This is a genomic window from Cystobacter fuscus, assembly GCF_044360685.1.
Taxonomy (GTDB): Bacteria; Myxococcota; Myxococcia; order Myxococcales; family Myxococcaceae; genus Cystobacter; species Cystobacter fuscus_C.
The window spans coordinates 8,012,153-8,038,689 of record NZ_CP043491.1 but is presented as its reverse complement, the minus strand read 5'-3'; the positions used below and the strand labels follow the sequence as shown (position 1 = coordinate 8,038,689).

Genomic DNA, 26,537 nt, shown 5'->3' with positions numbered 1-26,537 from the left:
GGATCCCTGGGGAGCTGGTCATTAGGTCTTCCCTGGATAGGACCCTCCGGGCACTTGCCGGGAGGGATGGCTCTTGCTTGCGCCGTGAAAGTGGCGGCGCGTAGATTGATTTCGCGAGTTCATGGCCCGGGAAAAGGACAACATCGCTCTCTCCGACGAGCACAACTCACGTGGCATCGAGTTGGCGGATCGCGGGTGGCTGGACGAGGCCATCAAGGAGTTCAAGAAGGCGATCGATCTCGATCCCGACTCCGCTCACGCCCACGACAACCTCGCCACCGTCTACGCGGAGAAGAAGCTCTATCGCGAGGCGCTGGGCGAGTACCTCACCGCGCTGAAGCTGGAGCCGGACAGCCCCACCGCGCACTACAACCTCGCCTGCTTCCTCTCCACGCACGCCGACGAGATGGCCGTGGTGGAGTACCGCGAGGCGATCGAGCTGGATCCGGAGTACCCGGACGCACACCTCAACCTGGGCCTCACCTACGCGGACCAGGGCCGCATCGAGGAGGCCATGCGCGAGCTGCAGACGGCCATCGAGCTGGAGCCCCAGGACGCCTTCCCCCGGCACGAGCTCGCCGCGCTGCTGATGGACGAGGGCGACTACCGCTCGGCCATCACCCAGCTCAAGGAAGTGGTGCGGCTGGAGGCCGACAACTTCGAGGCGCACCTGGACCTGGGCATCTGCTACGCCCAGAAGGGCTTCTACGCCGAGGCGGAGCGCTCCTACGAGAAGGCGAGCGCGCTCAACGCGGATGACTTGCTGCTCAACTACAACCTGGCCGCGCTCTACGCGCTCTGGGGCCGCCGGGCCGATGCGTTGAACTTCCTGCAAAAGGCCGTGGCGGCCGATCGCACCAAGGTCCAGGGTTGGCTGGCGACGGATACGATGTTCGACTCGTTGAAGAGCGATCCCGGGTTCGAGGCGCTCTTCTGAGTCCTCCCCCGAGCCCTCTCCAGGGCTCTTCTTCGAGCCCCTGAGTTCCCACCATGGAATGGGTTTTCCTCGGCCTGGCGCTGCTGCTGGTGGTCGCCAACGGCTTCTTCGTGGCGACCGAGTTCGCCATCGTGAAGATTCGTCCCACGCGCCTGCAGGCGTTGGTGGACGACGGACGGCCGGGGTCGGCCACCGCCATGAAGATGGTGGACAAGCTGGACGCGTACCTGTCCGCCACGCAGTTCGGCATCACCCTCGCGTCGCTGGGGCTGGGCTGGCTCGGGGAACCGGCATTCGCCCACCTGCTGGAGCCCGTGCTGCTCAAGGTGGTGCCCGAGGCGGCGGGGCCCACGCTGGCGCACTCGATCTCGGTGGCCGTCGCCTTCGCCATCATCACCTTCCTGCACATCGTGCTCGGGGAGCTGGCGCCCAAGAGCCTCGCCATCCAGCGCGCCGAGGCGACGACGCTCGCGGTGGCGCTGCCCATGCGCGCCTTCTACTTCGTCTTCTATCCGGCCATCTGGCTGCTCAACGCGCTGGCCGGCTGGGTGCTCAAGGCGTTCGGCATGCACACCGCGCACGAGTCCCAGGACGCCCACAACGAGGACGAGCTGCGCGTCATCCTCCACAGCTCCGCGCAGGCGGGCGCCATCACCACCGCGCGCGCTGAGCTGCTCGAGCGCTCGCTGGAGATGGCGCAGAAGACGGCGCGCCAGGTGATGGTGCCGCGCCACCAGGTGAAGTTCCTCGACATGGAGGAGCCCCTGGACAAGTGCGTCGCGGACGCGCGCGCGGCGGGCCACACGTGGCTGCCGGTGTGCCGCGGCAACATGGACGAGGTGGAGGGGGTGGTGAACGTGAAGGACCTCTTCTTCCTCCTGTCCCGCGGCGAGCTGCGCAGCCTGTCCCAGGTGCAGCGGCCGGTGCTGTACGTGCCGGAGCACGTGACGCTCGAGCAGCTGCTCAACGAGTTCCGCCGCCGGCGCCGGCAGACGGCCCTCGTCGTGGACGAGCACGGAGGCACCTCGGGCCTGGTGACGATCGCGGACGTGGTGGCGGAGATCGTCGGCGACGTGGCCGAGCTGGGGCGGCGCGTGGACGAGGTGCGCTCGCTGCCCGGTGGGCGCTTCGAGCTGCCCGGCTCGGCGCAGCTCGATGACCTGGAGGACCGGCTGGACGTGTCGTTCAAGCTGGATGACGAGGACGTCGAGGTGACGACGATCGCCGGCTACCTCATGGCGAAGCTGGGCCGCATCCCCCTCAAGGGCGACGTGCTCAAGCTGGACATGTGGCGCATCCAGGTGGAGGAGGTCGAGGGCCCGCGCGTGGTGAAGGTGACGGTGGAGCCCCAGGCCAGCCCCAAGCCCCCGGTGACGGCGGCCCCGGAGGCCTGAGCCCCGGAGGCGCCCGTCGCGCCCGCCCACCCCGACACGAGCTGGCGGCGCCGCCGTGTCAGAGGGGGGTGCTACACCCTCGTGGCACGCTCCCGTGAGGAGCGAGAGGGCGAGCAGGGCCTTGATCGAGGGATGCCTCCAGGAAGCGCGGAGGGAAGGTAGCGTCTGTTCCCGTTCCCACAACCCATGGGTTGGCGGGTGGGGACGAGCGCGTCCGCCCACGCGAATGCAGGGGCCGGGTGGGCGTCATGCTTGATCGGTCGAAAACTTGCGTGCTACTCGTCCGGAATCGCTCCGGAGCCGATTTTTCGGCCTCGGCGCCGTTTCTCGTCCGTCCGCACCTTCTTCTCGGGAGCCCGTTCCCTCATGCGAATCAAGCGCCTGGACATCACCGGCTTCAAGTCGTTCATGGAGCGCAGCGTCTTCTCGTTCGATGAGGGCGTCACGGGCATCGTCGGCCCCAACGGCTGTGGCAAGTCGAACGTGGTGGACTCCATCCGCTGGGTGATGGGCGAGCAGAGCGCCAAGAACCTGCGCGGCCGCGGCATGGAGGACGTCATCTTCAACGGCTCGGAGTCCAAGCCGCCCCTGTCCATGGCCGAGGTGTCGCTCACCTTCCACGTGGACGAGACGGACACGCTGCCCGCGCACCTGGGCGGCATCCCCGAGGTGACCGTCACCCGCCGGCTCTTCCGCAACGGCGAGTCCGAGTACCTCATCAACAAGACGACCTGCCGCTTGCTGGACATCACCGAGCTGTTCCTCGGCACCGGCGTGGGCACGCGCGCCTACTCCATCATCGAGCAGGGCCGCGTGGGCCTCATCGTCTCCAGCAAGCCCGAGGACAGGCGCCACCTGATCGAAGAGGCCGCGGGCGTCACCAAGTACAAGTCGCGCCGCAAGGCCGCCGAGCGCAAGCTGGAGGCCACCCAGGCCAACCTCCTGCGCGTCACCGACATCACCAACGAGCTGGAGCGCCGCCTGGAGAGCCTGTCACGCCAGGCGAAGAAGGCCGAGAAGTACCGCAAGCTCAAGGCGCGCATGCGCGAGATCGATCTGCACTCGGCCTCGCACCGCTTCCTGGCGCTGCACGCGGAGGCCAAGCAGCTGCAGGAGAAGCTGGGCGGCGTGGTGGGCGAGGAGCGCGAGGGCCTGGAGAAGATGCGCGAGCAGGAGGCCGTCATCGCCGAGCGCCGCGCGGGGCTCGAGGCGGAGACCCAGGCGTTGCAGAAGCTGTCGGCCGAGGTGCACGCCCTGGAGAGCGCCGTGCAGCGCGCGGACCAGGACCTGGCCTACTGGCAGAAGGATCTCGAGGAGACGAGCGCCCGGGTGGCCCAGTCCGAGGTGGAGCTCCAGGCGCTCAAGGCCCGGCAGGCCGAGCTGTCCGAGACCATGAGCTCGCGCGAGGCGGAGCTCAGCAACATCGCCGGCTCGTGGAAGGAGGACGAGGTGGCCATGCGGGTGGCGCAGGAGGAGCTGCGCCGGGTGAGCCAGTTGCAGGCGGAGATCGGCCTGCGGCTGGAGCAGGAGCGCGCCGCGCTCGTCACCGTGGCCAGCCGTCTGGCCAACCACGAGAGCAACCTCGTCAACCTCGCCCGCCAGAAGGCGGACCTGGAGGCCCGCCGCGCGCGCAGCCGCGCCGAGGCGGACGGCTTGCGCGAGCAGGAGAAGCAGCTCGAGGACGCGCGCCAGTCGGTGGCCCGCCAGGTGGAGGATCGCCGCCACCTGTCGATCGAGATCGCCGAGCGCAGGGGCCAGGAAGAGGAGGCGCTGCGCCGCACCCGCCAGGCGTTCACGGAGAACGAGGTCCAGGTCATCGGGCTGCGCGAGGAGCTGAGCGACAAGCGCACCCGGCTCGCCTCGCTGGAGGCGCTGCAGAAGGACTACGAGGGCTTCGACAAGGGCGTGCGCGCGGTGATGGTGCGCGCGGGCGAGGAGGCGCGCACCCAGGGCATCTTCGGCCTGGTGGCGGACGTGCTCTCCACCACGCCGCGCTACGAGCGCGCGGTGGAGGCGGTGCTCGGCGAGCGGCTGCAGCACGTCGTCGTGGAGAGCCGCGCCAAGGGCGTGGAGCTGGTGGAGTACCTCAAGGACGCCGCCGAGGGCCGGGGCAGCTTCCTGCCCGTGCCTCCCCCCGAGCGGCTCCCCCCCGAAATCCAACCGGACCGCTCCCGCCCGGGCGTGCTCGCGCGCGCCCTGGACGAGGTGACGTGTGAGCCGGCGCTGCTGCCCGTGGTGCGGCTGCTGCTCGGGGACGTGATCATCGTGGAGGACCTGGCGAGCGCGCGCTCCTACGCGGAGGCCGAGAGCGAGGCGTGCACGCTCGTCACCCTGGACGGCGAGGTGTTCCGCTCGGACGGCACCATCACCGGCGGTGAGCGCGAGGGCGCCGCGGTGGGGGCCCTGCAGAAGAAGCGGGAGATCGCCGAGCTGGCCATCGAGGTGGCCCGGGTGGAGGAGCGCTACAACGAGATCCTCACCCGGCACTACACCCTGCAGAAGCAGATGGGGGACACGGAGGACGTGCTCAAGGGGCTCTCGCGCAACCAGCACGCCGAGGAGCTGAGCCTGGCCAGCCAGGAGAAGGATCTCCACAAGGCGAGCGAGGACCTGGCGCGGGTGCGCGATCGGATCCGCGCCGTGGACGCCGAGGAGACCCAGCTCGCGCACATGTACGAGGGCCTGGCGCACGAGGAGGAGAACAGCCGGGGCGAGGTGGCGCACGGCCAGACGGACCGCGAGGCGCGCGAGGAGCGCGTGAAGCAGCTGCTGGGCGAGCTGGAGTCGCTCAGGCAGCGCGCGGACGCGGCCACCGGACAGCTCACCAGCCTCAAGGTGAAGGTGGCCGCGGGCGGCGAGCGGGGTGAGGCGGCGCGCAAGGAGCTGGAGAGCCTGCTCGCCCAGCGCGAGGAGATGGCCAGCCGGGTGCGCAAGCTGGAGTCCACGGTGCGCGAGGGCGCCTCGCGCGTGGAGGACTTTAACCGCCGCATCAGCGAGACGGAGGCCCTGCGCGCCGAGAAGGCCGAGGCGCTGCGCGGCGCCACCGAGGGGCTGGAGGGCCGGCGCGCGGCCCATACCGCGGCCACCGGCGAGGTGCGCGACCAGGAGGCGGCGCTGCGCGAGCTGCGCACGAAGCTGGATGGGCTTACCCAGGGCCTGTCGCAGATGACGCTGCGCGAGCGGGAGATCTCCCTGGAGCTGGAGCACCTGGTGTCGGGGGTGCGCGAGCGCCACGCGGTGGAGCTGCCCGACGAGGTGCACCACTACCACCTGCTGCCCTCGCTGAGCGAGGAGGCGGAGCAGGAGCTCAAGGAGCTGCGCGCCCAGGTGGAGAAGATGGGGGAGATCAACCTCACCGCCATCGACGAGCACGAGGAGCTCACCCAGCGCTCGGCGTTCCTGCTCGGGCAGAAGAAGGACCTGAGCGAGTCGATGGAGAAGCTGCAGGAGGCCATCCGGCGCATCGACGCGTCGAGCCGGGAGCGCTTCAAGCAGACGTTCGACATCGTCAACGAGAAGTTCCAGGCCATCTTCCCGCGGCTGTTCGGTGGAGGCCGGGCGAGCCTGGTGCTCACCCAGGAAGGGCAGGGGAGCGAGCCCGGCGTGGAGATCGTCGCCCAGCCGCCCGGCAAGAAGCTGCAGAGCATGAACCTCTTGTCCGGCGGCGAGAAGGCGCTCACGGCCGTGGCGCTCATCTTCGCCATCTTCCTCATCAAACCCACGCCCTTCTGCCTCCTGGACGAGGTCGACGCCCCGTTGGATGAGGGCAACGTGGGCCGCTACAACGACATGGTGAAGGAGATGAGCAAGCAGTCGCAGTTCATCCTCATCACCCACAACAAGCGCACCATGGAAGTCGCCGACACCCTCTACGGCGTCACCATGGAGGAGCCCGGCATCTCCAAGCTGGTGAGCGTGCGGCTGCGCGAGGCCACCGCGGCCAACGACAACACCAGCGTGGCCTGAGCCCCGCCCGCGGCCCTGGGAAAACAAGAAGGCGCGGCTCCTGGGGCTCCAGGGGCCGCGCCTTCGGTGTTTCAGGGCCTCGGGTGCTTCAGACGCCGGGGGCTACTTCTTCTTGGCGTCCTTCTTGGGCGCGGCTTCCCGGGTCTCCTTGGGGCAGGCGCCCTGGTCGGCCTCGAGGCGCTTCTTGGCGTTGTCCAGGTCCTGCTGGGTGTTGTTGATGACCTCCTGGGCCTTGGGCTCCAGGTCGGCCCAGGACGCGTCCTTGGCCTTGAGCTCCTGGGCGAGCCCCAGGGTGCTCTGGTCCACCTTGAGCTGCGCGTCGATGGCGTTCACCCACGCCTGGGAGGCGTCGACGAGCACCTTGCACTTGCTCTTGAGCTCGTCCACCAGCTTCCAGTCCTTGGTCTTCTGGTACTGGGCGACGACGGCGTCATAGACCTCGGCGGCGTTGGCGCGGTGGCCGAAGGCGATGGCCGCGTCGGCCGAGCGCTGGTTGCGCACCAGATCCAACTGGAAGAAGCGCATCTCGGGCTGGAGATCCGCGGAGGGCTCGGTGGCGCGCGAGTTGAAGTGGACGAAGCGGTAGGGGAACTTCAGCTCGTCCACGTCCAGCTTCGCCGGCACCGCCGCCATCTTGCCCTTGAGGCACGCGGCGAGCTGCTCGCCCTCGGGGGTGCCCACCGGATCGAAGGTGATGTCGGCCGCGGTCGTGGCGGTCTTCTTCAGGGTGATGTTGGCACGCACCGTGGGGGGGGCCACGGTGGTGAAGCCCGCGTAGCAGTCACACCACTGGGGCTGGGCGAGCCGCACGGCGCCCGAGTAGTCCGAGCCCGGGTTGCTGCCGAACTTCACGCTGGCGCTGTTGGCGCGCTCGTGGACGAAGACGCTCTCGGACTCCACCGGCTGCGCGCCCTTGGCCAGGGCGGTGAGCGGCACGAGCGTGTCCACCGTCTTCTGCACGCACGCGGTGCCCTCGGGGGTGAGGTTCTCGCCAGAGACGGCGTGCGTGCCGCCCTGGTCGTTCACGGTCGTCTTCACCACGACGCGCGTGGTCTCCGCGTCGCCGCGGGACTTGGGATCCACCAGGCACTCCATCACCTGGGGACGGGCGAAGAGCAGGCCGCCCACCAGGCCGCCCTGGTTGGCGGGCTGGGGCAGGGCGGGCAGCTGCGTCTGGCACACCGACACGTCGAAGGGCGGCTGGTTGCTGATGCGCATCCGCTCTTCTTTCGTGGTGGCGCCCTGGGTCTGGGCCTGCTGCGTGCTGGCGCAGCCCGCGGCCGCCGAAGCGAGGAGGGAGGCGATGGCGATACGGCGCATCATGTGGAGGTCTCCGTTGGGGTCAGGACAACGGAGGCGTCATTTATCAAGTCCCTCGGCGTTCTTGAGATCCTTCAAGCGCAGACCGTTTTTCTTGAGCAGTCGGTAGAGGCTCTGCATGGACAGGCCCGTGTGCTGCTCGGCCTTCTTCATGTCGAAGTTGGACTCGCGCATGACCTCGGCGAAGTAGAGGCGCTCGAAGTCGGCCACCACGCGATCCTTGGCCTCGTGGTAGGGCATGTTCGTCACCAGGGCGGCCACGCTGGTGGTGGGCTGCTCGCCCTCGGTGCGCCGCTGGTTCTGGGCCATGAAGTCCAGCCAGCTCGAGTTGCCCGTTTCCTGCATGAGCGCGCCGCGCTCGAGCACGTTGCGCAGCTCGCGCACGTTGCCCGGCCAGTCATAGCCCTCGAAGAGGGCGAGCGTCTGGGGCGTGAGCTCGAAGGAGGACTTGATGCCGCGCAAGAGCGACTGGGCCAGCACGGGGATGTCCTCACGCCGGGTGCGCAGCGGGGGCAGGCGCACGCGCGCCACGGCCAGGCGGAAGTAGAGATCCGCCCGGAAGCGGCCCTGGCGCACGTCCTCCTCGAGGTTGCGGTGCGTGGAGGCGATGACGCGCACGTCCACGGGGGTGGGGGCTCCGGTGATCGAGGGCACCTCGCGCGACTCGAGCACGCGCAACAGCTTGGGCTGGAGCGACAGGGGCAGCTCGCCCACCTCGTCCAGGAAGAGGGTGCCGCCCTGGGAGGCCTCGAACACGCCCTTGGCGCCCTTGTCCTCGTCGGCGCGCAGACCCCCGAACAGCTCTCGCTCGGCCTTCTCCTCGGTGATGAGGTTGCAGTCCACCACCTTGAAGGGGCCATGGCGGCGCATGGAGTGCTGGTGCACGGCGCGCGCGGCCAGCTCCTTGCCGGTGCCCGTCTCGCCCTCGAGCAGCAGGTTCATGTCCTCGCGGGCGATGCCGCGCAGCTGCGCGAAGACGACCCGCGTCTTCTCCGCGGTGCCCACCAGCGAGCCGAAGGCATCCGCTCCGCCCGAGACTTCCACCTCGGTGGCGCGCGACTCCTGCTTGATGACGAGCTTCGTCTTGCCCAGCTGCACCTTGTCGCCGTGCTGCAGCAGCACCTGGATCACCCGGTGGCCGTCCAGGAAGGTGCCGTTGCGGCTGCCCAGGTCGCGCAGGAGGATGCCTTGCGAGTTGCGCTCCAGTTCCAGGTGACGGCGGCTCACCGTCTGATCACTGAGCACCAGGTCGCTCGCGGGGTCGGAGCCCACGCGCAGCAGCGCATCCTGGGTGGTGACCTTCTTGCCCTTGTCCGGCCCTGCGTTGACCTCCACAGTCCAGTCACGCACCTGGATGCGTGTCGGCGGACTGTCTCCCACCTGCACGGTCAACGTGGACTCGGCTCTGTCGTCGATCATGGGCGTAGTCCCTCCAATCCGCGCGGCGAGCAGGAGGCTCCGCCAGCTTCACGGAAGCTCCTGTTTACGGGGGCTTCCACAAGGGAGCAAGCGTTTGTCTCGCTCCGCGGCCTGCCCACCAGGAATCAAGCCCCCCAGGAGATTTCCACCCGGGGCGGGAGTCGGGGAAGGCGGCACGGGTTGTCCCTCTCGGGGGGCGCCCACGCACGACGGCCCGGACACGAGGGACGTGCCCGGGCCGTTCCCCTCCGAGTGGAGGCCGCTAGTACTTGGCGGGCGAATCACTGGCCGGGAACGACTCCTTGGATTGTTCGTCCACGATGTCGTCCTGGGCCTGCCCACCCGACTTGATCTGGGCGTTGGTGGGTGCGCCGGCGTCCTTGCGCAGGTGCTCGGCATCCACCACCAGCTTCTTGCCGGACTGCACGCGGGCCTCACGCGGCGCCCCGTTGCGAGCCATCCGGGCCCCGAGCAGGTTCTTGGCGCGCTCGGCCAGGTCCTTCTGGGACTCCTGGTAGTCGCGCAGGAACTCGACCACTTCCCGGTCACCCTGCTGCTCGGCGTCCTGGATGTACTGGTCCACGTCCGATGCCGCCTGCAGCCGTTGGTAGATCACACCAATGACGTCGTCCTTGATCCCCGGGGACTTTCCACCTGTCTTGGCCATCGTCCACCTCCCCTGTGTGAGAACCCTGAGTGGGAAATCGCTCGGGGTAACCTGCTCATGGTGGAGGCGAGATGCTTGCCGGGGGCGGGGCTCGCCCGCCCGCCCGCCACTCAGGCCTGGAGCATGGGCTCCAGCTTGCCGTCCCGGTCCAACTGGGCCAGGTCGGTGTAGCCCCCGACGTGCGTGCTGCCGATGAAGATCTGCGGCACCGTGCGCTGGCCACCACTCATCTCCACCAGCTTCGAGCGCATCTCGTCGTCACCCGTCACGTCCACTTCCTCGTATGCGACGCCCTTGCGCTTGAGGAGATCCTTCGCCCGGACGCAGTAGCCACAATAGGTGGTGGTGTAGATCTTCACGGGTTGCACGTGTGTCCTCCTGGTTGTCTGTGGGCTGAAATTAATCGCGAGCCGGGTCCCGTGCCATCCAGGCGTGCGTTCTGCCGGGCCCCGCAAAGCGGACGGCCCCTGGCTCCACGAGGGATCCAGGGGCCGTGATGGCCAGGCCCGGGGCGCGGGGACGCCGCGCCCACGGACCTGTGCGGGAGGGAATTACATCCCCATGCCGCCCATGCCGCCCATGCCGCCCATCCCACCCATGCCACCGGCGCCGCCGGCGGGCAGGTCCTTCTCCTCCTTCGGACGCTCGGCCACCATCGCCTCGGTGGTGAGCATCAGGGAGGCGACCGACGCCGCGTTCTGCAGCGCGGTGCGGCTCACCTTGGCCGGGTCGATCACGCCCGCGGCCAGCAGGTCCTCGTAGACGCTGGTGGCGGCGTTGAAGCCGTACGCGCCCGAGCCTTCCTTGACCTTGTTGACGATGACGCTGCCCTCGAGGCCGCCGTTGGCGACGATCTGGCGCAGCGGCTCCTCGACGGCGCGGCGGATGATGTCCACGCCGAACTTCTCACCGGCCTCGGTCTTGATGCCCTCGAGCACCTTGGAGCAGCGCAGCAGGGCCACGCCACCGCCAGGAACCACACCCTCCTCGACGGCCGCGCGGGTCGCGTTGAGGGCGTCCTCGACGCGAGCCTTCTTCTCCTTCATCTCGGTCTCGGTCGCGGCGCCCACGTTGATGACGGCCACGCCGCCCACGAGCTTGGCCAGACGCTCCTGGAGCTTCTCGCGATCGTAGTCGCTGCTGGTCTCCTCGATCTGGGCGCGGATCTGCTTCACGCGCGCCTCGATCTCCGTCTGGGCACCGGCACCGTCGACGATGGTGGTGTTGTCCTTGTCGATGGTGATGCGCTTGGCGCGGCCCAGGTCGGTCAGCTGCAGCGTCTCCAGCTTGATGCCCAGGTCCTCGGCGATCATCCGGCCGCCCGTCAGGGTGGCGATGTCCTCGAGCATGGCCTTGCGGCGGTCACCGAAGCCCGGCGCCTTCACCGCCGCCACGTTGAGCACGCCGCGGATCTTGTTCACCACGAGCGTGGCCAGCGCCTCGCCCTCGATGTCCTCGGCGATGATGAGCAGGGGCTTACCCGAGCGGGCGACCTGCTCGAGGATGGGGAGCATGTCCTTCATCGAGGAGATCTTCTTCTCGTTGATGAGGATGAGGGGGTCGTTGAGGACGACCTCCATGCGCTCCGGATCCGTCACGAAGTACGGGGAGAGGTAGCCGCGGTCGAACTGCATGCCCTCGACCACGTCCAGGGTGGTGTCCAGGCCCTTGGCCTCCTCCACCGTGATGACGCCCTCCTTGCCCACCTTCTCCATCGCGTCGGCGATGATCTGCCCGATGGTGGTGTCGCCGTTGGCGGAGATGGTGCCAACCTGGGCGATCTCCTTCTTGTCCTTGGTGGGCTTGGCCAGGTTCTTCAGCTCGGCGGTGATGGCCGCCACGGCCTTGTCGATGCCGCGCTTGATGTCCATCGGGTTGTGCCCGGCGGCCACCAGCTTCGCGCCCTCGCGGAAGATGGCCTGCGCCAGCACGGTCGCCGTCGTGGTGCCGTCACCGGCCACGTCGCTGGTCTTGGAGGCGACCTCCTTGACCATCTGGGCGCCCATGTTCTCGAACTTGTTCTCCAGCTCGATCTCCTTGGCCACCGTCACGCCGTCCTTGGTGATGGTGGGCGAGCCGAAGGACTTCTCGATCACCACGTTGCGGCCCTTGGGCCCCAGGGTGACCTTGACCGCGTCGGCCAGGATGTTCACGCCGCGCAGGATGGACTCGCGCGCGCGGACGTCGAAAAGAATGTCTTTTGCCATGGTCTTGATTCCTTGAAGGGAAGAGGAGGGAGCGGGGGATTACTTCTCGATCACGCCGAGCACATCCTCCTCACGGAGGATGAGGTGCTCCTCACCGTCGAGCTTGATCTCGGTGCCCGCGTACTTGCTGAACAGGATGGTGTCGCCGGCCTTGATGTCCATGGCGCGCACCTTGCCATCCTCCAGCACCTTGCCATTGCCGACGGCGATCACCTTGCCCTCGAGCGGCTTCTCCTTGGCGGTGTCGGGGATGAACAGACCGCCCTTGGTCTTGTTCTCCTCGGCCACGCGCTTGATGATCAGACGATCCTGCAGGGGACGAATCTTCATGGTCGGTCTCCTCGAAAGGGGGACGAGCCGGGGATCCGGCGCGCCCACGGGGTGGATGAAGGGCCTCAGGCCCGGGCGATTAGCACTCGCACCTCACGAGTGCCAACCGCCAAGCGCGCGGGATAATAACCAGGGGACTCGACCCGTCAAGCGCGCCTGGCGACGCGCCCGGAAAGGTGGCAACCGCCCGGGATGACTCGGTTTTCCGGGGTTTGTCCACCAGTGGATTCCCGGCACCCCGGGGCTCTTCCATCGGGGACTTTCTGGCAGTCGACACCGGGGAGTGCCAACGTAAGCCCTTGGAATGATTGGATGCCGCTTTGCGGCATTGCGGGCGCATTGGTATTCTGACCTGTACATCCCCCGCCGCGATTTCCGGGGGAAGGAAGGGAGGTCGAGCGTCCATGAGTCAACTGGTCACGTCCCCGTCATTGAAGGAATTCTTCAAGACGCTCCTGGAAGAGGTCATCCGGCGCCAACGGGTCGCGGTCGCGGAGACGACCGAGTTCTACCTGGTGAACCTGCTGGCGGAGTTCGCTTCGTCCGACAAGCTGTTCAGCAAGGGAGAGGACGGGCGCTCGGAGCAGGAGCCCCTCGCGGTGCTGTATCACCGCTCGCTCCAGCAGCAGCGCGACGAGCGCATCCGGACCCTGCGGCGGCTGGGGGACGTGTCGCTCTATCAGGCGGGCTTCTTCTCGGGCGCGCTGCGCGAGGGGCCGGTGGGGCAGGACTACTACATCCAGATGGGCGGGGCGGCGTACGGGCAGCTCGCCGACCTGGCCCCGGCCGCGGGCTTCGCCGCCGTGTACCGCGAGCTGAGCGCCCGCTTCCGCGCGCTCGTCGAGGTGCTCGGGGAGATCGCGGCGCGGGGGCTGGTGAGCAATGGCCCCTCGGGCGCCCTCAAGGTGTACGAGAGCTGGGTGCGCACCGGGGATGATCGGCTGGAGCGCGTCCTGGTCGACGCGGGCCTGGTGTGCCCCAAGGGGATGCCCAACTGAGCCCGGGGGTCGGCGCGTGATCGACCGAGTGCAGGCCCACCTGGAGGCCATCTACGGGCTCACCTGCGAGGCCCGGGCCGAGGTCTTCCTGGTGGACTCCGAGGCGGCGGTCCTCCTGGGCTCCACGGGCCGCTCCGAGGAGGAGCTGCTCGTGCGCGAGGAGGACGGGGAAGTGGAGGTGGCCCTCTACCTGGCGCCCGCGCTGCTGCGGCGGCTCGAGCCCTACGCGGGCGCGCCGGTCCATGCCCTGATGGAGCGCGAACTGGACGGCTTCTGCCAGGTCGCCGAGGGCGTCTCCCACTTCGTCTACCTGGCGCATACGGCCACCCAGGAGCGGACCGTGTCCCTGCTGGAGCTGGAGGCGCAGGCGGAGGTGGACAAGTTCGCCCTGTGCCTGCTGCACCGCTGGGGAACGGGCGTGCGGGCGTGGGCCGAGGAGCTGCGCTGGCGGCTGTTCGACCGGGTGTCCTACCGGGCGCGACTGTCCGAGGAGGAGCGCTGGCGCTACCAGGAGGCCAACCGGCTCTCGCGCAACTTCTGCTCCCGGCTGATGGGGCACGTGACGTCCCGGCGGCTGGAGCGGCTGTTGTCGGATCTGCGTTACGCGTACCGATTGGGCGCGGAAGCCAAGTTGCGCCACTTCGCGCAAGTCTCCTGACCGCGGCGCGCGCTCATCGGTTACGGTGGCATCATGCCCCGTGAGGCCTCCGCCGGAGGAATCGTCGTTCGAGAACAGGCAGGAGAGCTGGAGGTGGCCGTCATCCGCCCCCATGGCCGCTCCCTGTGGGCACTGCCCAAGGGACACGTGGATCCCGGGGAGTCCGCCGAGCAGACCGCGACGCGCGAGGTGTGGGAGGAGACGGGCTTGCGGGCCACGCTCGTCGCGCCGCTGGGGGAGATCCGCTACGTCTACCAGTTCCGTGGCCAGCGCATCTTCAAGCGCGTCCACTTCTTCCTCTTCCGCTATCACTCGGGCGTGCTCGGTGACATCCAGCACGCGGGACAACGGGTGGAGGTGGATGAGGCCCGCTGGGTACCGCTCGTGCGCGTGGCCTCGTTGCTGGGCTACAAGGGCGAGAAGGCCATCGCCGCGCGCGCGGCCCGGATGCTGCTGCGCGCGGGCGGCCCCCTCGCCGTCTCCGGACGACCGCCGGAGCAGGGCGACGACTAGAGGCCCTTGGGCTCCTTGGAGTACTTGCCGGTGAGGGCCTCGCGCACGTCGCGATCGAACTTCACCCGGCCGGTGGCCACCTCGCGCAGCGACAGCACGGGCGGCTTGTTCTTGGAGATGTCGATGATGGGGCGGGCGCCGGCCATGAGCTGACGGGCGCGCTTGGCCGCCAGCAGCACGAGCGCGAAGCGGTTGTCGACCAGGGGGAGGCAGTCTTCGACTGTGACGCGAGCCATGGTACAGGGGTCCTTCGCTGAATTACCGAGGGGAAGAGAGCCAACCTAGAGAGTGACTCCCACCGAGTCAAGGACGGATGCCCGGGAGGGCAGGCGGGTGGGGCGGCCCCTGCTCGGACTCGAAGTGTGTTATTCTTTCCTGTTTTCGAGGGAAGACATGACTTCCTCCGTCGCCTCCGCGTTGGCCACCGAGACGGTCACGACCCACACGGGCGGGTGGCGGGCGGTGTGGACTCCGCGCTCGCTCTGGGGGCTGGTGGCGCTCCTGCTGGGCACCGGCTGGGCCGATGTCCTCTACCTGGGCCGCTTCAGTGCGTGGGCGCTGGGCCTCCGCCTGGCGTGGGTCGCCCTCATCGTGGTGATGAGGTTCCTGCCCGACAGCTCTCCCGCCTGGAACCGCGCGACGCTGTACCTCTTCGTGCTCGGCTCGGCGTGCTGCATGGTGGGGCTGGCCGGCGTCATGGGCGGGGTGGGGACGCCCTACTTCGTCCTGGTGGCCACCATGCCCCTGAGCGTGGGCATCGCCCTGTCCCTGTGGCAGGACCGGGGCGCCATCTTCCTGAGTGGCGCGGTGTGCTGCGCGGGCACCCTGCTGCTCGTGCGCCACGCCCAGCGGCCCTGGGTCGAGTCGGCGTTCTGGCTGATGCTCATGGTGTGCACGACGCTCGTCGCCGACTTCCTGTGTGTCCGCGTGTCCCATGCCTTGAACGTGGAGCAGGACATCCGCAGCGAGCGCGCCCGCCGCGAGGCCCTGGAGGCGCTGGCGCTCAGTGAGCACCGGCGGGCCCAGGCCGAGAAGCTGGCGCTCGTGGGGCAGTTGTCGGCGGGGGTGGCGCACGAGATCAACAATCCCCTGGCCTACGTGGGCGCCAACGTGGACCACGTGCGCGAGGAACTGCTGGCGCCGCGCGAGGTGGACCGCGAGGCGCTGGCCGACGTGCTCGCCGAGACGCGCCTGGGCGTGCGCCACATCCAGCAGATCGTCGCGGACCTGAAGGGGTTCGCGCGCATGGAAGCCCAGGAGCCCGCGGAGTGCTCGCTGGCGGAAGTGGTGGCCGATGCCATGAAGCTGGCCTCGCTCCGGCTCAAGCACGTGGCGTGGCTGCACATCGACGTGCCCGTGGAGCTGCCGAGGATCTTCGCCGTGCGCCAGCGCCTGGTGCAGGTGGTGCTCAACCTGCTCGTCAACGCTGGCGATGTGCTGGAGACACACCGGGCCGGTGAGGGCGAGGTCCGGGTGACGGGCCGCCTCGGGGCGGCGCACGTGGCGCTGCTCGTCGAGGACAACGGGCCCGGCATCCCCGCCGAGGTGCTGCCCCGGCTCTTCGAGCCCTTCTTCACGACCAAGGGGCCCGACAAGGGCATGGGCCTGGGGCTCAACCTGTCGCGCGAGCTGGTGGCCCAGTTCGGCGGACGGCTCACCGCGACCAACCGCCCGGAGGGTGGGGCTCGGCTGTGCCTCGAAATGCCCGTGGGGGACACTGCGGGCGCGGCTTCTTTCCAGCGGCCGACACCCTCCCGCGAGTGAGGGGATGACTCGGTGCCCGGCGTGCGGATGATGAGAGCGCGTTCCGGGAGGTGTGTGGATGGGGCATGTGCGCGAAGGCGCGATGGCCGCGGATGGGTCCGTCTCCAAGGTGGTCTTGATCTCCTCGGTGGCGGCCCTGGGGGGCTTCCTGTTCGGCTACGACACGGCCGTCATCAACGGGGCCGTGGGGGCCCTGGCATCCACCTTCCAGGCCAGTGACACCGCCATCGGCCTGACCGTGTCCTCGGCGCTGCTCGGCTCGGCCGTGGGGGCGTTCGTGGGCGGTCAGCTGGCGGACCGCCTGGGACGCATCCGGGTGATGGTGGTGGCCTCCATCCTCTTCTCCGTGAGCACGGTGGGCTCGGGGCTCGCCTTCGGGCTCGTGGACCTGAGCCTGTGGCGGCTGGTGGGCGGCATCGCCGTGGGCATCGCCAGCGTCATCGCTCCTGCCTACATCGCGGAGATCGCTCCCGCCCACCTCCGGGGCCGGCTCGGCTCGCTGCAGCAGCTGGCCATCGTGACGGGCATCTTCGCCGCGCTGCTCGCCGACTATGGCATCGCCGCCGGGGCGGGCTCGGCGGAGAACCCCTACTGGTTCGGGCTGTCCGCGTGGCGCTGGATGCTCCTGTCCGAGCTGCCCGTCGCCGTGGCCTATGGCGTGGGCGCCCTCATGATTCCCGAGTCTCCACGCTACCTCGTCGCCAAGCGCGACGAGGCCAAGGCGCTCACCGTGCTGCGCACCGTGCTGGGCCGCGGCGCCGAGGCGAAGATGGTGGAGATCCGCCGCACGCTCTCCTCCGAGGAGCGCGGTCACTTCAAGGAGCTGCGCGGACGCTTCGGCCTGTTGCCCATCGTCTGGATTGGCATCGGCCTGTCGGTCTTCCAGCAGTTCGTGGGCATCAACGTCATCTTCTACTACTCGAGCGTCCTCTGGCAGGCGGTGGGGTTCTCGGAGCAGAACTCGCTCATCATCACCGTCATCACCAGCGTCACCAACATCGTCACCACGTTCATCGCCATCGCCACGGTGGACCGCTTCGGGCGCAAGCCCCTGCTCATCATCGGCTCGGTGGGGATGATGCTGACGCTCGGGACGATGGCGTTCGTGTTCGGCTCGGCGCCGCTGGATGCCTCGGGCGCCCCCGTGCTCCAGGGCTCCGCGGGCCCCATCGCCCTCGTCGCCGCCAACCTCTACGTCTTCTGCTTCGGCCTGTCGTGGGGTCCCGTGGTGTGGGTGCTGCTCGGGGAGATGTTCAACAACCGCATCCGCGCCCAGGCCCTGGCGCTCGCCGGCGCCGCGCAGTGGGTCGCCAACTTCCTCGTCTCCGCCACCTTCCCCAGCCTGCGCACCGTGGGGTTGGGCCTCGCCTACGGCCTGTACACCGCGGCCGCGGTGGCCTCGCTCCTCTTCGTCGTCTTCTTCATCCGCGAGACCAAGGGCAAGGAGCTGGAGGACATGTGAGCCGCGGCCTCAGGGCCCCAGCGCGGAGACGTCCGGACACGCCTCGGGACTCCCTTCCGGGGCCGCGTTCCAGCTGCGCTGGCGGTAGGTGAGCTGGAAGCTCGTGTTCCAGCACTCCACCTGTTTCTCCTCGAGGCCCTCGGTCACGTCTCCCCCCGTCACCGCCGCGCGCGCCACCCCGGCCCCGTCCCGCGTCCACCGGCTGAGGACGGACAGATCCTCGCGCTGCTCGCCCGGCACGAGGTTGGTCCGGATGAAGAACCTCATCTCCCCGAGCCCGTCCGGCAGCTTGCGGTAGGTGTACTGGAACTCCTGTTTGGCCTGGGCGGAGACGAAGTTCATCTCCACGCGCAGGGGCAGGGTGCGCGTCTGATAGACGATGTCCAACCGCTCCTGGGTCGACAGCCACTCCCGCCCCTGTTCCGAGATCCACCCCAGATCGAAGCCGTTGGCCACCGCCGCTCCGATCTGAAGGTGCACCGCTCCCGCCCCCCGGCGCATGCCTCCGTCCGCCTGGAAGACGCCCTCCAGGAAGGTCCACCAGCCCGCATCGCCCGAGCCGGTGCGCCGCACCTCGAGCCGGTAGTCGAAGACGCGGCCCGTCCGGGTCATCAACAGGCGCACCTCGTGGGTTCCGGACGCGTCGAGCGTCATGGGCCCCCAGCTCCGCTTGCCCAGGGCGCGCGTCGTCGGGGGCTCGGTCTGGATCAGCTCCAGGCGCGACAGCAGTGCCTCCAGCCCCGCGTTGAAGACGTCCGAGGCATCTTGGGTGTTGCGATAGAACTGCGCGGCCTCTCCCACGGCGAGCCGGGCCACGCGTTGCCCCGGGCCCCTGGTGCCGGCGCGCTCCTCGCTTCCAGGCAGCCGGGCCATCAGATCCTCGCGCGCGGGCAGGGCGTTGAGGAACTCGAGGTCGTCGTTGGAGAAGTTGCCCACACAGGCGCTGGCGGCACAGCCCAGCAACAAGAGCCAGAGGGTTCGCATGACACGCTCCTGGTTCAGAGACGGAACGTGACGAGTGCCCCGAGTTCCCAGTAGCCCAGGGAGCGTTGCTCGTCGACGTTGTAGAGGAGGTAATGGACGCGGGCGCGTCCGGTGAGTTCGATGTGGTGGGTCAGCGGCCAGCGCACTCCCGCCATCAGTCCGGGGGTGATGACCCCGTAGAACTGGGTGGGCAGGCCCGTGTCCGTGAAGTCGCGAACCATGACCGAGTAGGCCAGACGCGCGCCGAGGAAGGGATTCACGCGGCCCAGGGGCCACTCGCGCACGAACGACGTGCCCGCGTTGAGCAGCGAATAGCGGTAGAGCGGCCCCGACAGCGTGGGCAGCGCCAGCGTGGCCTGCCGCGAGCCGAAGGACAGATCCACGTCCCAGCGCCAATCCTCGTGGAAGTAGTGGTGCAGGCTCGCCTCCAGTCCCAGCATCGGAGTGGAGAGGAAGAGGTTGTCGCGCGTGGGCGTGTCGAAGAAGGAGTGGTAGCCGCCGCTGAGCCCCAGCGTCCAATAGGCGCGCCGCGTGCGTGTCTGGTAGGGCACGCCCTTCACCGGATCATCCGAGAAGGGCGCATCGCGCAGGCTCGACTCGTCGAGCACCGTGGTGCCCCCGCGACGCACCTCCGCCTCGCCGATGCGCAGCCGGTCCGCCAGCCGGCGCTTCACCGTGTAGCGGCCCGGCGCCAGCGCGAGCCTGCGCTCGGTGTCCGCCGCCTTGTCCACCTCGGCGACCACCAGGCCCAGGGGGCTCACGAAGTAATAGGCGCCCGCGGGCGCGCTCCCCGGCAACAGCACGCCCTCGTCGTGTCCACGCAAGTCCGTCAGCACCAGGTCTCCCTGGCCCGCCAGGTCGTAGCTGAAGGTGGGGTGCTGCGCTCCGGCGCCGCTGTCGGCGGTGTCCGCCACCGTGCGCGCATAGGCATGGGAGTACGCCTCGAAGAGCGTCACCTGCCCGTCCCCGGAGCGATCCGCGTCCCCCAGCAGGCCGCTGAAGAGGTGGTGGGTGAAGTAGCTGCCCCCCAGCAGATCCGACTCCTGGGAGTCCTCGTCCGCCGAGCTGGAGGTGAGCAGGACGAGCCCCCGCGCCGTCTGGGCCGGGCCCGTGTCGATGGCGAAGGCGGGCGCGCGCCGGGCGCCCTTCGCGCGGGTGAGCGACCCCGAGCGGCACGCATCCAGGATGGCGATGCGGATGTCCACGGGCGAGGCCTCCAGCCGGCGCTTGAGCGCCTCCAGCTCCAGCACCCCCTCGCCCATGCGCAGCGCGCCGTCCTTCGCGTGGCCCGAATAGTAGAGGATGAGCTCGGTGCGCTCGCCCCGGGCCCGCGCCACCCGGGCCTGGGCCTCCACCTCGGCGAGCGCCCGCAGGAAGTCCTCGGGCTCCTCGTCCAGCAGCAGCCGCGAATCTCCGGGCGCCACCCCGCCCAGCCGCGACAGCAGGCTCAGCATCGTCCGGGCATCCTGCCGCGCGAAGCGCAACGGCCGGGTGCCCGCGCCCCCCTCGTCATTGCCCGCCGCCAGCGCGAAGCGGCGCGTGGGGACGGCGCCCGCGGCGCTCGCCAGGAGCAGACCCAGGAGCACACCCCAGGCGGACAGGCCCGGACGCCTCATGGCTTGTGCAGCACCCAGTCGATTTCCTCCCCACCCAGCTCCAGGGGCCCCATCTCCGAGACCTGGTTGCCCGCCTCCTCCCAGGCGCGAAGCGCTCGCGCCGCCACCGCGTCCAGCTCCAGGGGCTCGCTGGACAGCAGCACCATCACCCGCTCGTTCCCCGTCCCCGTGAAGCGCACGCTGTCGGGCAGCCAGTGCCGTCCGTCTCCCGGCTCCACGCGCAGGCTGCGCCGATCCTCGGTGGCGTACAGCGGGGAGACCTCCCCGGTGTCGTCCAGCGAGAGCGCGAGGATGAACGGGTAGGGTCCCGCCGTGTAGCCGATCCGCACCCGCTCGTTCGGCAGCACCGTCTCCGTGTCCCCGGGAAGCACGGCGCGCTGGGGGCCCTCGCCGCCAATGCGCAAGGTCGCCGAGGCACCACCACCCTTGAGCCGGTTGGCGGACTCGGGCTCGAGAAAGGGACGCACCACCACCGTGAGCAGCACCAGGGCCGCCGCCGCCACCAGCAGCCCGTTGACGCGCGGCCGCGAGGCGGGCTCCTTCTTCTCCTTCAGGGCGCCCTCCACCCGGGCCTCGAAGCGCTCGAAGGGCACCTGGGCCTCGAAGCGCGCCTGTTCCTCCTCGAGACCGTGGAGCACCCGCTGGCACTCACCACAGGTGGCGACATGGCTCCGGGCCTGTTGGGCGTCCCCGCCGGACAGCTCCCCGGCGCGCAGCCGCCGCAGCATCCACTCCGTCAGATGCGCGCTCATGGGACCTTCAGCTCCTCGTTCGTCAGGGTCGCGAAGCCCTCCAGCCGCTTGCGCACCGTGGGTACCGAGCGGCCCAGCAGCGCCGCCACCTCTTCCAGCGTCATTCCATCCACCCAGTAGTGCACCACCGCCGCCTGCGTCTCCGGGTCCACCCGGGACAGGAGCGAGCGCACCAGGTCGCGCGTCTCCAGGGTCCGCTCGCCTCCGTCCCCCTCGGGACGCGCCTGCTCGTCCCGCTCGAACGCGCGGCGCCACGGGGCCTGCTCCGCGCGCAATTGGTTGAGGCAGTGGTGGGTGGCGACCTTCATCAACCACGCCAGGGGCGAGTTCGCCGTGTGCAACGACGCCGGTTGCAGCAGGACGCGCACGAAGACCTCCTGCGCCGCGTCCTCCGCCTTCGCGGCGTCCTTCAAGAGGAAGCGGCAGCGCCCGTACACGCTGCCGCCGTAGTTCTTGTACAGCTCGTGCAGGAAGGCATGCCGGTCCTGCTGGCCTCCGTCGATGACCTTCAGGTCCGGTGGGATCTTCACTGCCAAGAACTGCCTCGTCTCGCCTCGGGGGGGAGGTCCGAGCCTACCCGTACCGTCCTCGTCACCGTGAGCGGCCAGGCGTCCCGCTGGAGCGGCTCCTGGGCTCCTGGACGGAGGTGTTTCCGGCCACGGCCATGGGTGGGTACTCGTCACGAGCGTATCCCCTCGAAGTCTGCCCGGCCCTCGGGTGCGCGAGGCTCGTTCGCTGGAAGTGACACCGTGGCTCCGAAAAACGGAAAGCGGCCCGGACGAAAAACGAAAGCACAAGGATTTCAAGCCCTTGCGGCCCGGCCTGCCTGCCCTCCAAGCGGACCTGGGTCCGATTTCGACGGGGATCCGCCCCGTCCCTAGCTTCCCCCCTATGGAAATGGAAAAGCGAGACTCCAATCATCCAGGAGAGATGGGAATCGACGCCTCGCTCGCCGAGCGACAACGTCATCCCGAGGAAATCAACACGCGCGGGCGCGCCATCGAGGTGCTGTTGGACGCGGGCGTGCCATTCCTGGTGGGAGGGGCCTACGCGTACTCCGCCTATACAGGCATCTACCGCGACACGAAGGATCTGGATCTGTTTCCGCGCAAACGCGACGCGGAGCAGGCGCTGATCGTCCTGGAGAAGGACGGCTGGCGCACCGAGCGCACGGACGAGGCGTGGCTCTACAAGGCCTGGCGGGGTGACTACTTCGTCGACTTCATCTTCTCCTCGGGCAACGGCGTGGCCACGGTGGACGACGAGTGGTTCGAGCACGCGCGCAAGGCGCCGGTGTTCGGCCGCGAGTGTCTGGTGTCCCCCGCCGAGGAGACCATCTGGTCCAAGGCCTTCGTCACCGAGCGCGAGCGCTACGACGGCGCGGACATCAACCACCTCATCCTCAAGATGGGGCACGGCATGGACTGGGCGCGGCTGCTGCGCCGCTTCGATCGGTACTGGGAAGTGCTGCTCAGCCACCTGATGATGTTCCGCTTCGCCTACCCGTGCGAGCGCGATCTGGTGCCCACGTGGCTCATGACGGAGCTCATGTCGCGCACGCTCGACACCCTCAAGGAGGGCAACTGGCAGGAGCGCTTGTGCCGCGGCACGCTCATCTCCAAGGTGAACTACATGGTGGACATCCATCACTGGGGCTACCGGGATGGCAAGTCCTGGGACGAGCGGGATCGAGAGAAGGGGGACACACGTGGCGCGAGATGCGAGCTCGAAAATACGCTTGGCGGCGGTCGGTGATCTCCATTGCCGGGATGATCAGCACGGACGCTTCCGCCAGTTCGTCAAGCAGATCAACGCGGAGGCGGACATGCTGGTGCTCTGCGGGGACCTGACGGACCGCGGCATGGTGGAGGAGGGCAAGGTGCTCGCCGAGGAGCTGTCCGCGCTGCGCGTCCCGGTGGCCGCGGTGCTCGGCAACCATGACTACGAGCACAACCAGGCCAAGGAGATCTGCGGCGAGCTGGCGCGCGCCGGCGTGCACATCCTCGACGGGGACCACTTCATCTTCGAGAAGACGCTGGGGGTGGCGGGCGTGAAGGGCTTCGGCGGAGGCTTCGGCAACGCCACGCTGCAGGCCTTCGGCGAGGGGCAGACGAAGTCCTTCGTCCAGGAGGCGGTGCACGAGTCGCTCAAGCTGGAAGCGGCGCTCAGCCACCTGGATACGCCCAAGAAGGTCGTCATCATGCATTACGCCCCCGTGCCGGAGACGCTGGAGGGGGAGAACATCGAGATCCGCCCCTTCCTGGGCACCAGCCGGCTGGCGATGCCGGTGGACCACTACGGCGCGGAAGCCGTCTTCCATGGCCACGCGCACCATGGCGCGCCCCAGGCGAAGACGAAGAGCGGCATTCCCGTCTACAACGTGGCGATGCCGCTCATGACGAAGATGCACCCCGAGCAGCGCTTCCTGCTGCTCGAGGTGTGAGGTCTCGCGCGCCCGCTCAGGGGGCGTTGCCCTGTCCCTGATCCAGCACTTCCTCCAGCTTCAGGGGCAGGGCCTCGAGCGCGGCGGTGCTCAGCTCGTAGATGTCCTCGGACGAGCCCCGCCCGTAGGTGTGCTGCGAGTTGTTCGGCACGGGGTTGCCAATCCACAGCCGCGCGAGCTCCTGGCCCGAGCCATCCATCAGCGTGACTCCACGGGAGCTGTCGGTGATGCCGTAGCGCGCCCCGAGCTTCGCCCCGGTGGCGACCACGGCCTCCGCCTCGAGCTTCTCCAGCGCGCCGAGGAGCGAGGCCACCTTGAATTGCCGGGCCCGGCCGGGCAGGGGGGTCACCACCTCCCACTGGTTGGTCTGCTGGCCCTTCTCCAGGGTGATGGGCTCGCCGCGGCCACCGGGGTGGATGACGAGCTTCTCCACCTGGCCGGCCTGCACCTCGAGCACCTTCTTGCTCTTGAAGTCCAGGGGCGGGGGCTCCAGCACGGTGAGGGTGTGGGTGTCCACCTGCGCCAGCATGGGCTCCTTCACGCCGCCCTCGGTGCTCACGAACGCCCGCTTGTAGCCGCCCACCTCCAGCTCCGCGAGCCGGATGCGCATGGGCTCGCCATTCTTGGGCACGAGGGTGGCCTCCACCGCGGGCTTCTCCAGCGCCCGCTGCACCTGGGGCAGCCACTCCGGCTCCGGATAGCCGATGGCCTTGTAGAGCTTCAGGTCGGAGAAGATGCGCGCCACGCGCCTGGTATCCGCGCGCATCACCATCGGCTGGGCCATCTGCCAGGGCTTGTCGGTGGTGGCGCGCTCGAGCACCAGGGTGCTCTTGCGCCCCTTGAGCTCGATGCGCAGCAGCGAGGACTCCTCCAGCGTGTCGAACACGTCGTGGTTCCTCCATCCGGAGGTGTCCTTGAGCAGCAGCACACGCAGCGCGCCGCTGGCGAGGTACACGTGGGGATCTCCCTCGCGGCGCACGTACACCGAGCCGTCGAAGACGTTCTCGATGCCCAGGTGGAACGTCACCGAGCGCTGTCGCGAGGCGTCCTGCGCACCGCCTCCCTGGGCGTCCGGCACGTAGGCCCGGGCGGAGACGGTGGCGCGAGGCGGCTTCAATCCGAAGCGCTCCAGCTCCTCGTCGGTGGGCTTGTCGGTGACCGTCGCGCTGAACTGGGCGTCCGCGAGCTCGCGGACCAGGTCGAGCACCTCCTTGCGCTCGGCCCGCGCGGACACGGGCGAGGTGATGCGCCAGGCCCCCTCGCGCAGCTCCAGCACCGTCTTGCCCTGGGGCAGATCGATGGAAATCCAGGTGAAGACGGGGGCGGCTGGGGTGCCCGCATCCGTGCCGGGCTCGCCGGGGGACGACGTGGGGAAGATCGCGCCGGGCTTGTCCGGCGAGGGGGGCTGCTCGGCCTGGGGCTTCATCACCCCGAAGTACACATAGAGGCCGAGTGCTCCGACCACCACCGCGGTGGCCAGCAAGGTGACGAGGTTCTTCTGCCGGGCGTTCACTTGTTGCGCCTCGAGAGCCAGATGGCCAGCCCCACGCCGAGCAGCGACAGGGGCAGCACATCGGTGGCGAGGAAACGGATGCGGCCGAGCAGGGCCGCGTCCAGGGTGAGGGTGGAGGTCGCCCGATCGGGCGGGCGGATGGTGACCTTGTCGGCTTGATGGGTGGCCCAGCCAAAGGCGTTCATCACCAGGTTGCGGTTGCCCTCGTGGCCCCAGTTGGAGTCGAAGAGCAGCTCCGAGTCGCCCACCACCACGAGCCGCGACTCATCGAAGCGCTTGTCCTGCGCGTCCTTCGTCACGCGGGTGCTGGCGGTGACGAGGGGAATCTGCCCCGTGCGCTCGCCCGCGCCGGGGGTTGGGTTCTCGTCGGGCGCCGACTCCTCCCAGCCATAGGGCGAGGTGCGCAGCACGCTTTCCACTTTCACGCCCGGCGCGAACCCCTCCGTGAGCACGGTGAGGCCCCGGGCGGTGGGCAGCTCGATGTTGAGCTGCCGCTGGCGCAGCAGCCGGGAGATCTCATGCTCGCCGTAGAAGAGGGACACGACGATGTAGGGGCTGCCGCCGTTGAACTGCGAGTCGGCGACCACGCCCGCGTCGAGCCCCACCCCATACTCCGCGAGCAGCCTCCTCATGTCGGGCCCCGGTTCGCCGTAGACCTCGGCGAAGTAGATCATCCTCCCCCCGGCGGCGAGATACTGGTGCAGCGACTCCACCTCGGGCGTGTTGAAGGGCGCCTTGGCTCCCGCGATGACGACCAGCGCGGCATCCCGGGGCACCGGCGTGCCTCCTCCGAGGTTGAGCTCCCGCGGGGCATAGCCCTCCTGGGTCAGCTGCCGCTTCAGCTCGGAGAGGCTCGTCGTGCGGCCCTGCTGGCCGGGGCGGGGGATGTCGCGATCCAGGGGCCACTCGCCATGGCCGATGACGAAGTACACCCGCTGGTCGCTCGCGCGGTTGAACTGGAGCAGGGCGTTGGTGAGATCCTGCTCGCTGATGACGTTGAGCGCGGTGTGGGCCTCGTTGGCGCCCTCGCCGCGCACGAGCACCACCGTCGTCTGGCCACCGCGCAACGAGTACTTCTGGGTGAGATCCGGACGGCGCTGTGGATCCTCGAAGGAGTAGGAGAAGCGCTCGGGTGCCTCGAGGCGGTAGCGCTCGAAGGTGGCGCGCAGGGCCTCGCGCGCGGGGTGCTGCGGGGCGAGGAAGGCGATGGCCCGCACGGGCTCGCGCAGGGACCGCAGCACGCTCACCGTCTGGGGCGACAGCGTGAAGACCTTGCGCTCCGTGAGATCCCAACGCTTGTTGTGCACGTGGGCGATGGAGTTGACCGCCCCGAGCCCGAGCAGCGCCAGGAGCACCAGCAGCGCGCTGCTGCCGAAGAAGAAGCTGGAGCGGCGCGAGGCGAACTGGCCGAGCCGCTTGAAGTTCGTGGCGAAGTACACCGCCACGAGCACGAGCCCCAGCACCGCCTTGATGACGAAGAGGGAGGTGGAGCCCGAGGTGACGAAGAGGGTGAAGGGGCTGGACAGCAGCAGCAACAGCCCGAGCCCGCCCAGGATCCTACCGAGGTTGGCCGCTTTCATGGTGGGTACCGGAG

At 69.1% G+C, this 26,537-nt stretch carries 23 protein-coding genes; 10 read left to right on the top strand and 13 right to left on the bottom strand.

The genetic code is table 11. The annotated features are described in order from the left end of the window. The first annotated feature begins 121 nt into the window (after positions 1–121). The 3 genes from F0U63_RS32745 to smc all read left to right on the top strand — a co-directional run bounded on the left by F0U63_RS32745 (position 122) and on the right by smc (position 6,297). Positions 122–937 carry a tetratricopeptide repeat protein gene (locus F0U63_RS32745; RefSeq protein ID WP_395835997.1) on the top strand — a complete coding sequence of 272 codons (816 nt, stop codon included), beginning with the start codon at positions 122–124 and terminating at the stop codon, positions 935–937. A gap of 53 nt (positions 938–990) precedes the next feature. Then, the gene (locus tag F0U63_RS32740; protein ID WP_395835995.1) at positions 991–2,331 is read left to right on the top strand and encodes a hemolysin family protein; all 1,341 of its coding nucleotides are present in this window, start codon (positions 991–993) and stop codon (positions 2,329–2,331) included. A 366-nt stretch (positions 2,332–2,697) separates the two neighbouring features. After that, the gene (smc, locus tag F0U63_RS32735; RefSeq protein ID WP_395835993.1) at positions 2,698–6,297 is read left to right on the top strand and encodes a chromosome segregation protein SMC; all 3,600 of its coding nucleotides are present in this window, start codon (positions 2,698–2,700) and stop codon (positions 6,295–6,297) included. 102 nt (positions 6,298–6,399) lie between these two features. Here smc and F0U63_RS32730 read toward each other — a convergent pair whose 3' ends face one another. The 6 genes from F0U63_RS32730 to groES form a co-directional block, all read right to left on the bottom strand. Then, positions 6,400–7,620 carry a hypothetical protein gene (locus F0U63_RS32730; protein ID WP_395835991.1) on the bottom strand — a complete coding sequence of 407 codons (1,221 nt, stop codon included), beginning with the start codon at positions 7,618–7,620 and terminating at the stop codon, positions 6,400–6,402. A 36-nt stretch (positions 7,621–7,656) separates the two neighbouring features. Further along, positions 7,657–9,036: a sigma 54-interacting transcriptional regulator gene (locus F0U63_RS32725; protein WP_395835989.1), complete on the bottom strand. Its 1,380-nt coding sequence runs from the start codon at positions 9,034–9,036 to the stop codon at positions 7,657–7,659. Positions 9,037–9,298: 262 nt separating this feature from the next. Beyond that, on the bottom strand, positions 9,299–9,703 hold the full coding sequence (locus F0U63_RS32720; protein WP_395835987.1) for a hypothetical protein: 405 nt from the start codon (positions 9,701–9,703) through the stop codon (positions 9,299–9,301). 110 nt (positions 9,704–9,813) lie between these two features. Beyond that, the gene (gene grxC, locus F0U63_RS32715) at positions 9,814–10,071 is read right to left on the bottom strand and encodes a glutaredoxin 3 (protein ID WP_395835985.1); all 258 of its coding nucleotides are present in this window, start codon (positions 10,069–10,071) and stop codon (positions 9,814–9,816) included. 183 nt (positions 10,072–10,254) lie between these two features. Continuing rightward, positions 10,255–11,910, bottom strand: coding sequence for a chaperonin GroEL (gene groL, locus F0U63_RS32710; protein ID WP_395835983.1), 1,656 nt, complete (start codon positions 11,908–11,910; stop codon positions 10,255–10,257). Between the two features lie 39 nt (positions 11,911–11,949). Continuing rightward, positions 11,950–12,240 (bottom strand): co-chaperone GroES, encoded by a 291-nt coding sequence (gene groES, locus F0U63_RS32705; RefSeq protein ID WP_002624038.1) that lies wholly within the window; start codon positions 12,238–12,240, stop codon positions 11,950–11,952. 404 nt (positions 12,241–12,644) lie between these two features. Between groES and F0U63_RS32700 the strand changes: the two genes are divergently transcribed. The 3 genes from F0U63_RS32700 to F0U63_RS32690 are packed head-to-tail and all read left to right on the top strand — an operon-like array spanning position 12,645 to position 14,409. Continuing rightward, positions 12,645–13,238 carry a hypothetical protein gene (locus F0U63_RS32700; protein WP_095988953.1) on the top strand — a complete coding sequence of 198 codons (594 nt, stop codon included), beginning with the start codon at positions 12,645–12,647 and terminating at the stop codon, positions 13,236–13,238. Positions 13,239–13,254: 16 nt separating this feature from the next. Next, positions 13,255–13,896, top strand: coding sequence for a hypothetical protein (locus F0U63_RS32695; RefSeq protein WP_395835980.1), 642 nt, complete (start codon positions 13,255–13,257; stop codon positions 13,894–13,896). A 33-nt stretch (positions 13,897–13,929) separates the two neighbouring features. Continuing rightward, on the top strand, positions 13,930–14,409 hold the full coding sequence (locus tag F0U63_RS32690) for an NUDIX hydrolase (protein ID WP_395835978.1): 480 nt from the start codon (positions 13,930–13,932) through the stop codon (positions 14,407–14,409). On the opposite strand, the gene rpoZ is transcribed toward F0U63_RS32690, so the two are convergent. Beyond that, positions 14,406–14,645 (bottom strand): DNA-directed RNA polymerase subunit omega, encoded by a 240-nt coding sequence (gene rpoZ / locus F0U63_RS32685; protein ID WP_395835976.1) that lies wholly within the window; start codon positions 14,643–14,645, stop codon positions 14,406–14,408. The two genes, F0U63_RS32690 and rpoZ, sit on opposite strands and share 4 nt — an antisense overlap. Positions 14,646–14,802: 157 nt before the next feature. Here rpoZ and F0U63_RS32680 point away from each other — a divergent pair, with 157 nt between their 5' ends. Together F0U63_RS32680 and F0U63_RS32675 are read left to right on the top strand one after the other, a co-directional pair. Then, positions 14,803–16,173: a sensor histidine kinase gene (locus F0U63_RS32680; protein WP_395835974.1), complete on the top strand. Its 1,371-nt coding sequence runs from the start codon at positions 14,803–14,805 to the stop codon at positions 16,171–16,173. A gap of 58 nt (positions 16,174–16,231) precedes the next feature. Beyond that, positions 16,232–17,635, top strand: coding sequence for a sugar porter family MFS transporter (locus F0U63_RS32675; protein ID WP_395835972.1), 1,404 nt, complete (start codon positions 16,232–16,234; stop codon positions 17,633–17,635). Between the two features lie 9 nt (positions 17,636–17,644). On the opposite strand, the gene F0U63_RS32670 is transcribed toward F0U63_RS32675, so the two are convergent. From F0U63_RS32670 to F0U63_RS32655, 4 genes are read right to left on the bottom strand one after another with little or no spacing between them, the layout of a single operon-like run. Beyond that, positions 17,645–18,619 (bottom strand): hypothetical protein, encoded by a 975-nt coding sequence (locus F0U63_RS32670; protein ID WP_395835970.1) that lies wholly within the window; start codon positions 18,617–18,619, stop codon positions 17,645–17,647. Positions 18,620–18,633: 14 nt separating this feature from the next. Continuing rightward, positions 18,634–20,235, bottom strand: a complete 1,602-nt coding sequence (locus F0U63_RS32665; protein WP_395835968.1) for a caspase family protein — start codon at positions 20,233–20,235, stop codon at positions 18,634–18,636. Beyond that, entirely contained in the window at positions 20,232–20,987 is a 756-nt protein-coding gene (locus tag F0U63_RS32660; protein ID WP_395835966.1) for an ACP synthase, read from the bottom strand. The genes F0U63_RS32665 and F0U63_RS32660 overlap by 4 nt, the downstream gene beginning before the upstream one ends. Continuing rightward, positions 20,984–21,517, bottom strand: coding sequence for an RNA polymerase sigma factor (locus tag F0U63_RS32655; protein ID WP_395848465.1), 534 nt, complete (start codon positions 21,515–21,517; stop codon positions 20,984–20,986). Before F0U63_RS32655 ends, F0U63_RS32660 begins: the two co-directional genes overlap by 4 nt. A gap of 400 nt (positions 21,518–21,917) precedes the next feature. On the opposite strand from F0U63_RS32655, the gene F0U63_RS32650 reads away from it, so the two are divergent. Further along, complete coding sequence (locus tag F0U63_RS32650) at positions 21,918–22,742, top strand: hypothetical protein (protein ID WP_395835964.1); 825 nt, start codon at positions 21,918–21,920, stop codon at positions 22,740–22,742. Then, a complete protein-coding gene (locus tag F0U63_RS32645; protein WP_395835962.1) occupies positions 22,726–23,430 on the top strand; it encodes a metallophosphoesterase in 705 nt (234 codons plus the stop codon). The genes F0U63_RS32650 and F0U63_RS32645 overlap by 17 nt, the downstream gene beginning before the upstream one ends. 16 nt (positions 23,431–23,446) lie before the next feature. Here the strand turns inward: F0U63_RS32645 and F0U63_RS32640 are convergent, their stop codons facing one another. Both F0U63_RS32640 and F0U63_RS32635 read right to left on the bottom strand, forming a co-directional pair. Further along, a complete protein-coding gene (locus F0U63_RS32640) occupies positions 23,447–24,943 on the bottom strand; it encodes a DUF4340 domain-containing protein (RefSeq protein ID WP_395835960.1) in 1,497 nt (498 codons plus the stop codon). Then, positions 24,940–26,523: a GldG family protein gene (locus tag F0U63_RS32635; protein WP_395835958.1), complete on the bottom strand. Its 1,584-nt coding sequence runs from the start codon at positions 26,521–26,523 to the stop codon at positions 24,940–24,942. Before F0U63_RS32635 ends, F0U63_RS32640 begins: the two co-directional genes overlap by 4 nt. Positions 26,524–26,537 lie beyond the last annotated feature (14 nt).